Origin of the sequence: Pantoea cypripedii (assembly GCF_011395035.1) — a bacterium.
GTDB lineage: Bacteria > Pseudomonadota > Gammaproteobacteria > Enterobacterales > Enterobacteriaceae > Pantoea > Pantoea cypripedii_A.
In genome coordinates, this window is the sequence record NZ_CP024770.1 from 1,000,242 (window position 1) to 1,013,604 (window position 13,363).

The following is a 13,363-nucleotide window of genomic DNA, read 5'->3' on the forward strand; positions in this document are numbered from 1 at the left end:
GACGCAATTTATTGCGCGTTTTTATCCCAGCGTTGTTGCCCAGCCCGGTTCAGCCGCCAGACCAGGGTTTGCCGGGCATGAGCAATCCTTGGCTGTCGCAGTGCACTGGGCAGCCAGACCAGGTTATAACGAATGTCGGTATCCCCCACAGGGGCATGCAGGGTGACCAATTCGCCATTGTCGATATGCTCCTGGCACAAAAAAAGCGGCATCACCGACCAGCCAAATCCCTGCAGCAACAGACTGCGCAGACCGCGTAAATCCTGGCCGACCAGCGCCGGCAACAGGGTTTGGTATTTGATGCGATTTTTATCCAGCCAATGATCGATCAGCGAAAGTTCAAGGTTGTACGCCAGCAGCGGTTCCCGCAGCAGACCCGCCGCACAATCGTGGCTGGTATGGATCCGCTGTGCCACCTCGGGTGCGGCTACCGCCACCACCTTATCGGTAAAAATGACTTCTCCTTTAAGACGACTGTCCGTGACAGGATGCGCGGTGATCCCTAAATCGCAGTGGCCTTCAATCACCATTTGCGCCACCAGCGGGCCATCACCGGTATGCATATGCACCCGGATCCCGCTCTCCAGCAACGGCAGCAGCTCCCCGGCCAGTTTATCCGCCATAAAATCGGCGTGTCCGATGATCTGCAGGGTGCCACTGACATCCATCGAACGCGCCCTGGCCGAAGCAAGTGCCGATTCGGCGGTATCGAGGGAGTTGCCAATATCCGCTGCCAAATCCTCCGCTGCTGGCGTGGGCATCACCCCTTGTGGCTGACGTTCAAATAACGGTCGCCCGATCGCCACTTCCAGGCCGCTGATATGCTGCGATACCGCAGGTTGCGTCAGGTTCAGCGCTCTGGCCGCACCGGAGATTGATCGCTGACGGTAAACTTCCATAAAAGTGCGCAAACGAACCAGTGACATACGACCCCATAAATTAATTTATACCCCCACGAAAATAGCCTTGTTAGCCACGGAAAACCAGCGCGATTAAGCTTGTCGCATCTTAAGTAAACGTATTCAGACAGGAAAAGATGATGAACAACGCTCCCCATGATCAGCAGCTCCAGCACATCCTGGAAACGATGAAAAACGCCCATCTGCAGGCAGGTCCGGCTTCAGCTGCATTACGTCGTGACCGTTTGATGCGCAGCATCGCGCTGATCCGTGATAACCATGCTGCCATCAGCGCCGCGATCAGTGCTGACTTCGGCCATCGCAGCCTGTACCAGACCATGGCGGCTGACCTGGTCACTACCATCAACATGCTGCAACATTCCGCCGATAATCTGGCGCAATGGATGGAACCGGAAGCAGCCGACGTTCCCGTTCCGGGCATGCAGGCATGGATTGCACCGCAGCCACTTGGCGTAGTGGGCATCATCAGTCCGTGGAATTTTCCCATCAACCTCGCTTTCGGTCCGCTGGCGGGCGTATTTGCTGCCGGTAACACCGCGATGCTGAAACCCTCGGAGCTGACGCCGAAGACCTCCGAGCTGCTGGCTGAACTGGTTGCGCGCTACTTCGACCCACAGGAACTGACCGTGGTACTGGGTGATGCCGATGTCGGACAGGCGTTCAGCCGTTTGCCGTTTGATCACCTGGTCTTTACCGGCAGCACCGCCGTGGGTAAACACGTGATGCGTGCCGCCGCAGAGAACCTGGTGCCGGTGACGCTGGAGCTGGGGGGTAAATCGCCGGTGGTGCTGGATGTGGATGCCGATCCGGCGCTGGCAGCGGCCAGAACCATGACCATTAAAACCTTTAACGCCGGACAGATCTGTATTTCCCCGGATTATCTGCTGCTGCCGCAGCAGGCGGAAGCGGCATTCGTGACGGCGGCCAGCGACTTTATGCGCCAGGCATTTCCGACTGTCCAGACAAACCCGGATTACACGGCGATTATCAGCGACCGCCATTATCAGCGCCTGATCGCGGTGCTCGACGATGCGAAAAGTAAAGGCGCACGGGTGGTCAGCCTGGCGCCTGTGGGTGAACCGGATTTTGATGCCCGCAGCAGAAAAATCGCGCCGCATCTGGTGCTCGATGTCAGCGACGAGATGCTGATTATGCAGGAAGAGATCTTTGGCCCTTTGCTGCCAGTGAAAACCTATGCGACCTCCGCCAGTGAAGCCATTGCATACATCAATGCGCATCCGCGCCCGCTGGCTGCTTACTTTTTTGGTAACGACCCGCTGCGTCAACAGCAGATGGCACAACAAACAACATCGGGTGCACTGGTCATCAATGATGTCATGACCCATGCTTCTCTCGACAGTTTACCGTTCGGTGGTGTTGGCGCGTCAGGTATCGGTGCTTACCACGGCATTCACGGTTTCCGTCGCTTCAGCCACGCCAAACCGGTGGTGATTCAGGACGAGGCGGGCACCACCAACCTGCGGCTGCGTGCGCCTTATCAGGAAAAAACGGCCATCATCGCCTCTATGCTTGATCAGTAATTCACTACCTAACCTGAGGAGTTATCATGAAAGTTTTAATGGTACTGACGTCCCACGAAGAACTGGGCAATACCGGTAAGAAAACCGGATTCTGGCTGGAAGAATTTGCTGCCCCTTATTACGTGTTTAAAGATGCAGGCGCAGAGATTGTGCTGGCCTCTCCGGCCGGTGGACAGCCACCACTGGATCCGAAAAGCGATCTGCCCGATTTTCAGACCGCAATGACCGATCGCTTCAAAGCCGACCCGGCCGCGCAGCAGGCGCTGGCCACCACCGTCAAGCTGGACAGCGTTGATCAGGCAGCGTTCGACACCGTGTTTTATCCTGGTGGTCACGGTCCGCTGTGGGATCTGGCCGAGTCGGCCACATCCATTCAGTTGATTGAGTCTTTTGAACGCGCAGGTAAACCGATTGGCTTCGTATGCCATGCGCCGGGCGCACTGCGTCATGTCAAAGCCGCCAATGGCGAGCCGTTAGTGAAAGGGAAGCAGGTCACGGGTTTTACTAACAGCGAGGAAGCTGCGGTAGAACTGACTGACGTGGTACCGTTCCTGATTGAAGATGAATTTATTGCCCAGGGCGCGCATTACCAGAAAGGTGCCGACTGGATGCCGTTTGTGGTGGAAGATGGCAATCTGGTCACCGGACAAAACCCAGCCAGCTCCGAAGATGTCGCTAAACGCCTGCTGAGCAAACTGGCGAGTAAATAAAAACCACGTTCGCTCAGATGGCTGATGACCCGACTGCAGGCCGGAACACAATCCCGGCCTGCATAAACTCAGTATTGATAACCGGGTTTTTTAATTAACTCAGCTAAATGCGGTTTGATGATGGTGTCATAAACATCACTCTTCCATTGATCCGAGGTAATTTCATTCAATGCAATGGACACCGCATCATCTGTGGTGCCCAGATTTTTTATCAGCGCAGCGGTAATATCCTCTGCCAGCGCTTCAAGCTGCTGTTCCGTCAGGTGACGTGGCAAACATTTAATATCTACATGTGGCATTTTTTATCCTTATGAGTAATTTCACCTGCATTTTACTGTACCTGTCGAAGAGTTCCCCGGAAAATGAACCTAATCCCGCCCGAATTACGTTCACATCTTTTTCACGCATGGGCGTTGCCTCGGCCAGCGGGGGGATCCACTGCGCCATCACGGCAATAACTCGGGCTGTTTAATGCCAGCCAGTCATGACAGGTGGGACATGCAGAGGATATGGGTGCTGGTATTTAATTTACCAAATGCATGAAAAATGATTGTAGCCATTAGTAAAATGGCTTTGTAGTGTTATTGCCTGATATCAGTTATGAGTGATTTTAATTAATATCGCCACAACTCCGTCCATCGAACGCACAAATTATAGACGCACCCCGCATAATTACGTCCCGCCAGGAAAGGATTAAGCTCGGCTAAAACCGCATAAATCGATAAAAATGAGGCACATTCGGTCACGCATTCGATGGTAATATCCCGCGCGCAGTCTTTCGCATTAACAGAATAATATTGATTTTTTAAGGCAGACATAACGTGAAAAAGATCTTCAAACTTTCACTGGTAGCATCATTAATTGGTCTCTCGGGAATGGCCGCTGCAGCGCAGCAGGATTCAAACGGTTTCCTCGACGATAGCCACCTGGATGTGTTGTTACGCAATGCGTACATCAACAGGAATTATAAAGACGACGGTATTCGCACTCGCCGCGAGTGGGGACAAGGCATCATCGCCAATTTCTCCTCTGGATTCACTCAGGGACCGGTTGGATTTGGCGTCGATGGTCTGGCGCAGTATGCGGTTCGACTGGACGGTGGCCGTGGCCGTAGCGGCGCGGGCGGCATTGATTTCTTTGCTCAGGATAACGATGGCAAAGCAAAGTCAGATTTGGCTAAATTCGGTGCCACGGCGAAAATGCGTTTTTCCAACACCGTGCTCAGCTACGGTACGCAGCGTCCGGTTCTGCCGATCCTGACTGCCGATGATTCACGCCTGCTGGATGAAACCTATACGGGCTTCATGATCAACTCGCAGGAAGTTGCCGGATTAAACGTTTCAGCCGGTTATTTCACCGATGAACAGCAGAAAAGTGACGACAGCCACAATACCGGCCTGAAGTCTCTGAGCTTTGCCGGTGCCAGTTATCAATTTACCGATCAGCTGAGCGGTGCGTTTTACGCCTCAAATGTTGAAGATGTGATCAATAAGCAATACCTGGGTCTGAATTATAAAGCACCGATTGCGGCTAATCAGTCATTTGGTCTGGATTTCAACGGTTATAACTCACGCCTGAGCCAGGAATATGCCAATCAGCTCGACACCGGTCGCAGTAATACCATCTGGAGCCTGGCAGCCAGTTATACCTTCGATATCCATACCTTCAAAGTTGCTTATCAGCAAAGCAGCGGTAGCACCGGTTACCATTATGGCGGCTATCGTAATCAGGGCGGCGTAGGCGATGGCGGCAGCACCATCTGGCTGGCGAACTCTTACTGGTCTGATTTTAACGGTGAAGACGAGCGTTCATGGCAGGTGGCTTACTCCATCGACCTGAGCGGCGTCGGTATCAATGGCCTGAGCTATGACGTTGCCTATGTCCGTGGTGACAATATCAAAACCTCAGCGACCGATAATGGTCATGAGCACGAATTCTTCAACCAGTTGCAGTACAAAGTACCGGATGGTGCCGCGAAGGACCTGAAAGTCAAACTGCGCTTCTCCTCACTGCGCGTCTCGTCTGATGCTTCTGACTATAATGTCGGCGGTAATGAAGTTCGCGTATTTGTCGAATATCCGTTCTCAATCCTTTAATAATAAAAATGGCAGCTTATCGCTGCCATTTTTTATTGCCGCCACCTCCACCAGACCAATAACCGCACGGATCCGTAGCGGCGCGATTTATCGCGCAGTGCTGTGTACGGTGCCGAAAAAAACCGCGTGATAAATCACGCCGCTACTTTCTGGTGCGATATTCCTGGGTGTTATCGCGCAATCCGTTGTTAAATAATCTGACGGGCTTGAAAAAATATAAAGCGGGAGAAAATAACCATGATCCAATGTAAACGCGTCTATGACCCTGTCAGCGCTGACGATGGCTACCGGGTATTGGTCGACAGACTGTGGCCGCGCGGCATTAAAAAGACCGATCTTCACTATGACGAGTGGAGTAAAACGCTGGCCCCTTCAACGGCGCTGCGTAAAGCCTTCCACGCTGAAACCCTGGATTTCACCTCTTTCAGTGAAAGCTACCATCAGGAACTGGCGGCACATCAGGATGAAGGTCGCCAACTGGCAGGGCGGGGAAAACACGGCACCGTCACCCTGTTGTATGCAGCGAAAAATACGCAGCACAACCATGCGGAAGTACTGGCACAGTGGCTGCGTTCGCTGGATGAATCGGGTTAGCGGTTATTGTTCATTTTTACCAAACAATTCAGGTGCCCACAGGCTCGCATCCACCGGTTTGAACTGGGCACGAATGAAGTGCTCCTTCAGATGGAACGGCACCGTGCAGTCAAAAATGGTTTTGGTGGTGGTGCCCTTCGCCGTGACACGCGGATCATAAAAAGGCTGCTGTGTCGGGTCGAGCACATGCCCGGCAATACCAGGGACAAACAGGGTATCGAGATCGCCAACGTAGCGGGTCTGCAACGCCCATAACACATCGTCAGTATCGAAGATGTCGACATCCTCATCCACCAGAATGACATTCTTCAGCTCACGATAAACTGCCAACGCAATCAGCGCCGCCTGGCGTGTCATGCCATCGTCACCGGCATTCTTCTTCTCCACCTGCAGCACTGCCAGAAACTTGCCGCCACCGGCGCTGTGGGCATAGACATTTTTCACCAATCCCGGCAGCGCATCCTGGCACTCAATATGGATACTGGCTTCTGTGGGGATCCCCGCCAGGCTGACATGTTCCTCACCCGGCCCCACCAGCGTTTGCAGGATAGGATGGGTACGGGTGGTAATCGCTTTAACCTTTATCACCGGCAGCGATGGATTAGCATCACCGGTATAGCCGGGAAATTCCGGCATCGCTTTGCCGGTTTTGCTGTTCTGGTCTTCCGCCACACGCACGTCAGGCAGAATCTCCCCTTCAATCACAATCTCGGCACGAGCAATCGCCCGCTGCTTAACGGTTAAACACTCCACCAGCTCAACGGGTCGTCCCCGTAAGCCGCCCGCAACGCATAACTCGTTGAAGCCGAATGGCGTAGTTGGCGCTTCGAATTCGGCACCAATATAGATCGCCGGATCCAGTCCCATATTAATGGAGACCGCCAGAGGTTTACCTGCGGCTTCGGCCTTCTGTCGGAAGGCATCAATATGGCGACCCGGCGCAAAGAAGATGGAAAGTTCATCTGCGCTCTGCACGCACAGGCGATGGATGGTGACATCAACGTTGTCGCGATCGTCAGGGTCACTCCCCAGCACCAGACCAAGGCAAAAATAGGGGCCTGCATCCTCAGTGGTGTTAGTGGGGGCTGGCAGGATTTTGCGCAGATCAAAACCTTCGTCTCCAGCGCGATACACCACTTCCTGGCAGGGCGCATTTTCCCGCTCTACCACTACCGGCGGCGTGACGTTTTTGCGGGCTTCCGCCATCTGGATACCCAGCTCACGTACCGGCGCACCCAGCAATGCGCTCACCCTTTCACGGCTCGCCATTAAGCCAACCAGCACACGGGCATCGGGAAAGCCTTTTATCTTGTTGAAAGTCATGGCCGGACCGATGCGCGTCGGGCGCATCACCGTCCCACCTGCACCGATATAACGGTAAACCCCCGCCAGTTCGGCTTTTGGGTCCACTTCGCGATCGGTTTCAATATAGTGGCCTGGCATGGTTTTCAGCAGCTCAATCGCTGAGCGCAGATCGTTAACAGGGGGCACTTTCCAGCCCTGCGGATGCGGTTCACCGGGTTTAACAACGTGGTAAGTGGCAGGTTTTTTCTGTGGCATGGCGACTTGTCCTCAGGCGCGTTCGGCGAAGGTTTTCAGATGAAAAAGCACTTCACCCCAATAAGTGTTGCAGAACGGCAGATGTGGATCGTTCTCTGCCCACTCTCCGTGCGTCAATTCCACCAGCGTGCGGCCATCATCCAGATCGGAAAGGGTAAAGGTGAGGGTTTTTCCGGCGTGGCTATCGGTTTCTTCCTGTGACGTCTGCACGATCAGCGCATCCGTCTCCAGTTGATCGGTGCGCCAGCTAAAGCGGGTTTCAGGTTTGGGACGCAGCGTCAGTACCTTGCCTGGCGCAATCTCCCCCTCAACTTTCCCGGCATGCCATGCGGCCATGTGGTTGATGTCAGTTAGCGCGGCATATACCGTGTGGCGGCTGGCGGAAATTTTAATCGCGTGGTGAAGCGTGATCATCGTGATCCTCCCCTGGGGGTAATGGGATGAATCAGAAGTATAGAAACAGTTGCAGAACAACGTTGATCCGATTTAGACCGGTACCCGCCAGCCAGACACTGGCGGGTATAGACCTTATGGCTGGGTAGCCGCTGCCACGTCATAGCGTGGATAATCGGTGTACCCCCTTGCCGCACCGCCAAACAGCGTGGACGGATCGCTCACGGTTGCCAGCGGCAGATCGCGGGCTATGCGTGCTGGCAGGTCCGGATTCGCAATAAACGGACGACCGAACGCCACCAGATCGACCCATCCGGCCTGCAGATACGTTTCGGCTTTCTCAACCGTGTAATTCCCGGCAACGATCAGGCTGCCATTAAAGGCGGCACGCAGCGCTTTACGGAAGGAATCCGGGATGGTCGGCGCATCGTCCCAGTCGGCTTCAGCCAGATGGATAAAGGCAATGCCTTTTTCGCTGCACCATGCCGCCAGCGCGAGAATGGCATCCACTGCTTCAGGATCATCCATACCACGCTGGGTTATAAACGGAGCCAGACGAATCCCGGTGCGCTGCACACCAATGGCATCGCTGATCGCCGTCAGCAGCTCCTGAGCAAAGCGGATACGGTTGCGAAGCGGGCCACCATATTGATCGGTACGCTGATTTGAGGTGCGGCGCAAAAACTGATCAACCAGATAACCGTTGCCGCCATGCACTTCAATACCGTCGAATCCTGCCTGGATTGCATTGATCGCCGCCTGGCGATACTCATTGATCACCGTCTGAATATCCTGTTCCGTCATCTCACGTGGCACCGGGCAATCCACCATTTGTCCCTGCCCCTGCTCATCAACAATCCAGACCTGCGCGGCAAACGGCATGGCTGACGGGGCCAGCGGCCGTCCATCAGGATGGAACGATGGATGCGACATTCGCCCTACATGCCACAGCTGGGAAAATATTTTACCTCCGGCACGGTGCACCGCCGTGGTGACCCGATTCCAGCCCGCAATCTGTTCCGGCGAGTGCATCCCGGGCGTCCATGAATAGCCCTGGCCCTCGGGTGAAATCTGCGTGGCTTCGGTGATGATCAGCCCTGCCGAGGCACGCTGCTGATAATATTCAGCCATTAGCGCAGTGGGGATGTTGCCGGGCTGAGCTGAACGCGCGCGGGTCATGGGGGCCATAACGATACGATTTGCCAGCGTCATGCCGCCCAGCTGAGTTGGCTTCAGAAGCATTTTCTCTGCCATTCCTCATTTTCCTCTGTCAGATAAAGTGGCTTGACACTAAACCGTTCCGGGTATTTTGATAATGGTGATGAAAACTGAATCTCTATTCGGAAAAACGGAACAATATGGGCAAGCTGGAAGACCTGACATTACTGGTGCAGGTGGTTGAAGCCGGTGGGCTGGCCGCCGCAGGGCGACGTATGAACCTGTCACCCGCCACCATGAGCGCACGCCTGAAAGCGCTGGAAGAGCGTTATCAGACGCGCTTTTTCCACCGTTCCACCCGGGCAATCTCCCTGACCCGGGTGGGGGAAGAGTTTTATCAATCCGCGCTGCGGGTGCTGGAAGAGATGGAACAGGCCGAAGCAAAACTGGCACAACACGACGGTGTACTGAGCGGTACGCTGCGAATCTCAGCACCCTCGGATTTTGGTCGCCAGTATCTTTCCCCGGCATTGCTTGAATTTTCCCGCCTGCACCCGGAAGTCAGAAGCACGCTGCTGTTAAGCGAAGACGTTGAGGATTTAATCGCGCAGCGGCTGGATATGAGTATCCGCTTTGGCAATCTTCCTGACAGCAACCTGGTGAAGCGCGAGATCAAACCGAACCATCGGGTGCTGGTCGCGTCGCCTGATTACCTGGCAAAACACGGTACGCCAGGCCATCCGCTGGAATTACCGCAGCATCGTTGTCTGGTGATGGAACAACGCGGCTCACTGCTGAATATCTGGCGCTTTGCCGTGGAAGATGAAATCAGGACGGTGGAAATCAGCCCTGCGATGATCAGTGATGACGGCGCGCTTATCCGCCAGTGGGTTTTGGGCGGTGCGGGTATCGCCAGCAAGTCGTGGTGGGACGTGAAGCGTGACGTGGAAAATGGCGATTTGGTGGTGTTATTTGGCGATCACTTTATCGGTTTCAGCCGTTATGACAGCCGCCAGGTAGGATTGCAGTTTGTCTATCCACAGCGCAGATTCCAGCCACAACAGGTGGCGGCGTTCAGTGATTTTTTTATTGGCTGGCTGGATTAATCCACAGATATTTCTATTTATAATGTGGACGATTTGACACCTAAAACAACAATCCCGCCAGAAGGCGGGATTGTCTGAATGAGGTGGCCCTGTATAACAGGGCCAGAACGAACCTGGTGTCATCACCGATACGGTGGTCGGGAGAGGACGTAAACACAGGGCTGCTTCAGGATAATAACAGTCTCATGGTAAAAATTAAAGGAATGACTATGCAATGGAATGAACTGGAAAAATACTTTTCTGCTGCCCGGCTGGGTCGCTACTGCAACGCACGAGCAGGTGACCAGGTCAGGGCTGCATCCGATTATGCCAGTAACCTGCTTCTGGCCGAGGCGATGTTGCCAGTGCTGAATACGGTTGAAATAGCCCTTCGTAATGGAGTCCACTCTCGTTTAACTTTCCTTTATAAACGGCCAGACTGGTGGGCTGAATGGGATGAAAATATCGCCTTTAAATGGCAGAACCGTGAAATTGCCTCAGCAATTGCCAAACTTAACAGGCGGCACGAACCACGAACGCCGGACAAAGTCATTGCCGAACTGACATTTGGTTTCTGGTGTTCACTTTTTAACGCACAGTTACAGGACCTTCTCTGGAAAGACTTACGCCTGGTCTTTGCCCGTTGCCCGAAGCCTTTACGGCAAAGACACAACGTCTCTGCGGCGCTTAACCAGATCCGGGATTTGCGCAACCGCATTTTCCATCATGAACCCTTGCTGTGGCTGCAACCCCCTCTGCCAGACCATCACTCTAATGGTCTTATGGTGATCAGCTGGATAGATCCCTGTCTGGCTCAATGGCTCAAAGACCTTGACCGGCTACCTATGGTTTGGAACACATGGCAAGCTAGCTGAGTGACGAAAATATCTTCTGTTTTGTGTTTAATCAGAATCCGCATAATAATAACAACATGTCAAGTTAGTAATTTAACAAGATTTTAGTCACTTTTGCCCGATGTCACTTCCCATTTGTCCAGTCAATGAAAGACATTTTCGAACATGCCATACTATGACCATTCACTCATAGCTAACGACCCTGTTGTACTCGCCGGGGAGACACCGCTTTATGAAACATCTGCCGCCAACCGCGACCTTACGCGCCTTTGAAGTCGCCACCCGGCATTCAACCTTCACCTCGGCCGCAGAAGAGTTGCATATCACGCAAAGCGCCGTCAGCCATCAATTGAAAAATCTCGAAGACATCTGGGGATTACCGCTTTTTCAGCGTGGAAAAACATTAAGCCTGACGCCAGCCGGGGCGGCTCTTGCCCCGATTGTGCGTGAATTCTTTATGAATCTGGACGCCACCCTGGCCGATCTGCACGAGCAAAATGGCAGGTTCCGGCTGAGAGTGAATACCACTTATTCCTTTGCGCTGAAATGGCTGTTACCCCGCTTACCCGATCTGACGAAACAACACCCGGAAATCCTGGTGACGCTGGAATCCAGCGATAAAGTGATCAATTTTTCCGGTTCGGACTCGGACGTGGCGATCCGTTTCGGTAACGGGAATTATCCCGCATTGCATGCAGAATTTATGTTTCGGGAACAAATCTTTCCGGTAGCCAGCCCGGCGTTGCTCAGCCGTTTTGGCACCCCGCAGGAACCCGCCGAATTATTACGTTATCCCCTGCTCACGCGTGACGGTGCTGATCTGGTGCCCAAATGGGAGAGCTGGTTTAAACAGGTTGGCGTCAGCATTCCGGCACTGAAGGAAAACGTCCGGCTGGCTGATACCAATATGACGCTTGAAGCTGCACTGCTGGGCCAGGGCATCGCTCTGGCACGCAGTGGCCATGTGGAAAAAGAAATTGGCGATGGCAGCCTGATTCGGTTATTCGATACGCCCTTTCCTTCCCCCATCGCCTACTATTTTGTTTGCCCGAAAGGGCTGGAAACGCAGCCGCATGTGGTGAGTTTCCGTAACTGGCTGCTGGCAGAATCGCGCAAGGCACAGGATCAGTACCTCTGAAGCATGAGTTTTTATTCATACCTGAATGAGAAGACTTTGCTTTCATTCTGGCACTGAGCTGCATAGCATCAGCGCATACCTGATTATCTTGCTCAACCTATTCGCCAAATTGAGGAGTCCATCATGTCAGAGAATGCAGGGGTTGCGCTTATCGGCCCAGGGGCCATCGGCACCACTATCGTCGCCGCCCTCCATGAAGTGGGGCGTACTCCGGTGGTATGTGGCCGTACCGCTCACCCACAACTGGAAGTACGCTTTGATGGCGGGCAAATTGTGGTGCCGGGACCGGTACTGACCGATCCGGCAGCGATCACGCATCCGTTCAGTGTGGTTTTCGTCGCAGTGAAGACAACACAGCTGGAGGCCACCACCCCGTGGCTGGCTGCGTTATGCAACGAGAAAACGGTGGTTTGCGTGTTGCAAAACGGTGTGGAGCAAAAAGCCATGCTGGCAGATGCCGTCGCGGGTGCCACCGTGTTGCCATCGGTGGTGTGGTTCCCGGCGCAGCGCGAACCCGACGCTTCGGTCTGGCTGCGAGCCAAACCACGCCTGACCTTACCTGATACGCCAGCAGCAAAGCTGGTGCAGCAAACCCTCGCAGGGACGCGCTGTGAAGTCACCCTCTCTGATGATTTCATCTCCGTTGCCTGGCGTAAATTGCTGCAAAACGCGGTCGCCGGGTTAATGGTGCTGTCAGGTCGTCGCGCCGGGATGTTCTCCCGCGCTGATATCACCGATGTGGCCTTAGCCTATTTACGTGAATGCCTGTCGGTTGCCCGTGCCGAGGGGGCAACCCTGAGTGATGACGTTCCGCAAGAGATTGTCGACGGCTTCCATCGTGCCCCGCCGGATTTGGGCACCTCGATCCTCGCCGATCGCCAGGCAGGACGCCCGCTGGAATGGGATATCCGTAACGGCGTGGTGTCACGGCTTGGCCGAAAGCATGGCATTGCGACACCGATAAGCGACATTATCGTGCCACTGCTCGCCGCAGGCAGCGACGGACCGGGTTGAGTTTTTTGCTTACACACACGGAAAAGGCCGCCTTGCGGCGACCTTTTCCGGCACTTCCCTGTACGACCATCCATTATTTGTACAGTTCTGCGGTCATGTGAACACGGTTATTGGTGTTCGCTTCGGTAATTTTGTACTGCGCACCCTGCTGTGCTGCCTGAGCGGCGATTTTCGCTTCCGCACCGTCCAGTGTTGAAGAGGTGACGGAGATGCTCTGAGCAAAGCTGCCAAATGACATCAGTGAAAGAGCAGCGACAGCGGCGATGGACATTGCTTTGATAGTTTTCATGGTCTTAATCC

The 13,363-nt window shown here is 54.1% G+C and carries 14 protein-coding genes; 8 read left to right on the forward strand and 6 right to left on the reverse strand.

Annotated features, from left to right (window positions below; all coding sequences use genetic code 11):
• Positions 1 to 8 precede the first annotated feature (8 nt).
• Positions 9 to 926 carry a LysR family transcriptional regulator gene (locus tag CUN67_RS28045; protein ID WP_208718723.1) on the reverse strand — a complete coding sequence of 306 codons (918 nt, stop codon included), beginning with the start codon at positions 924 to 926 and terminating at the stop codon, positions 9 to 11.
• A gap of 113 nt (positions 927 to 1,039) precedes the next feature.
• On the opposite strand from CUN67_RS28045, the gene CUN67_RS28050 reads away from it, so the two are divergent.
• Together CUN67_RS28050 and CUN67_RS28055 are read left to right on the forward strand one after the other, a co-directional pair.
• The gene (locus CUN67_RS28050; RefSeq protein WP_208719569.1) at positions 1,040 to 2,461 is read left to right on the forward strand and encodes a coniferyl aldehyde dehydrogenase; all 1,422 of its coding nucleotides are present in this window, start codon (positions 1,040 to 1,042) and stop codon (positions 2,459 to 2,461) included.
• A gap of 26 nt (positions 2,462 to 2,487) precedes the next feature.
• Entirely contained in the window at positions 2,488 to 3,171 is a 684-nt protein-coding gene (locus CUN67_RS28055; RefSeq protein ID WP_208718724.1) for a type 1 glutamine amidotransferase domain-containing protein, read from the forward strand.
• A 68-nt stretch (positions 3,172 to 3,239) separates the two neighbouring features.
• Here CUN67_RS28055 and pptA read toward each other — a convergent pair whose 3' ends face one another.
• Entirely contained in the window at positions 3,240 to 3,470 is a 231-nt protein-coding gene (pptA, locus tag CUN67_RS28060) for a tautomerase PptA (protein WP_208718725.1), read from the reverse strand.
• A 522-nt stretch (positions 3,471 to 3,992) separates the two neighbouring features.
• On the opposite strand from pptA, the gene CUN67_RS28065 reads away from it, so the two are divergent.
• On the forward strand, positions 3,993 to 5,267 hold the full coding sequence (locus CUN67_RS28065) for an OprD family outer membrane porin (RefSeq protein WP_208718726.1): 1,275 nt from the start codon (positions 3,993 to 3,995) through the stop codon (positions 5,265 to 5,267).
• A 237-nt stretch (positions 5,268 to 5,504) separates the two neighbouring features.
• Complete coding sequence (locus tag CUN67_RS28070) at positions 5,505 to 5,861, forward strand: DUF488 domain-containing protein (RefSeq protein WP_208718727.1); 357 nt, start codon at positions 5,505 to 5,507, stop codon at positions 5,859 to 5,861.
• Between the two features lie 3 nt (positions 5,862 to 5,864).
• Here CUN67_RS28070 and CUN67_RS28075 read toward each other — a convergent pair whose 3' ends face one another.
• The 3 genes from CUN67_RS28075 to CUN67_RS28085 form a co-directional block, all read right to left on the reverse strand.
• A complete protein-coding gene (locus CUN67_RS28075; protein ID WP_254711511.1) occupies positions 5,865 to 7,304 on the reverse strand; it encodes a UbiD family decarboxylase in 1,440 nt (479 codons plus the stop codon).
• Between the two features lie 129 nt (positions 7,305 to 7,433).
• The gene (locus tag CUN67_RS28080; RefSeq protein WP_208718729.1) at positions 7,434 to 7,835 is read right to left on the reverse strand and encodes an SRPBCC domain-containing protein; all 402 of its coding nucleotides are present in this window, start codon (positions 7,833 to 7,835) and stop codon (positions 7,434 to 7,436) included.
• A 114-nt stretch (positions 7,836 to 7,949) separates the two neighbouring features.
• Positions 7,950 to 9,068: an alkene reductase gene (locus CUN67_RS28085; RefSeq protein ID WP_208718730.1), complete on the reverse strand. Its 1,119-nt coding sequence runs from the start codon at positions 9,066 to 9,068 to the stop codon at positions 7,950 to 7,952.
• A gap of 104 nt (positions 9,069 to 9,172) precedes the next feature.
• Between CUN67_RS28085 and CUN67_RS28090 the strand changes: the two genes are divergently transcribed.
• From CUN67_RS28090 to CUN67_RS28105, 4 genes are all read left to right on the forward strand, one after another.
• The gene (locus CUN67_RS28090) at positions 9,173 to 10,078 is read left to right on the forward strand and encodes a LysR family transcriptional regulator (protein ID WP_208718731.1); all 906 of its coding nucleotides are present in this window, start codon (positions 9,173 to 9,175) and stop codon (positions 10,076 to 10,078) included.
• 185 nt (positions 10,079 to 10,263) lie between these two features.
• Positions 10,264 to 10,932, forward strand: coding sequence for a hypothetical protein (locus CUN67_RS28095; protein ID WP_254711444.1), 669 nt, complete (start codon positions 10,264 to 10,266; stop codon positions 10,930 to 10,932).
• Between the two features lie 211 nt (positions 10,933 to 11,143).
• The gene (gene gcvA, locus CUN67_RS28100) at positions 11,144 to 12,049 is read left to right on the forward strand and encodes a transcriptional regulator GcvA (RefSeq protein ID WP_208718732.1); all 906 of its coding nucleotides are present in this window, start codon (positions 11,144 to 11,146) and stop codon (positions 12,047 to 12,049) included.
• Between the two features lie 123 nt (positions 12,050 to 12,172).
• Positions 12,173 to 13,063: an oxidoreductase gene (locus CUN67_RS28105; protein ID WP_208718733.1), complete on the forward strand. Its 891-nt coding sequence runs from the start codon at positions 12,173 to 12,175 to the stop codon at positions 13,061 to 13,063.
• 73 nt (positions 13,064 to 13,136) lie between these two features.
• On the opposite strand, the gene CUN67_RS28110 is transcribed toward CUN67_RS28105, so the two are convergent.
• Positions 13,137 to 13,352: a YdgH/BhsA/McbA-like domain containing protein gene (locus tag CUN67_RS28110; RefSeq protein ID WP_084878987.1), complete on the reverse strand. Its 216-nt coding sequence runs from the start codon at positions 13,350 to 13,352 to the stop codon at positions 13,137 to 13,139.
• Positions 13,353 to 13,363 lie beyond the last annotated feature (11 nt).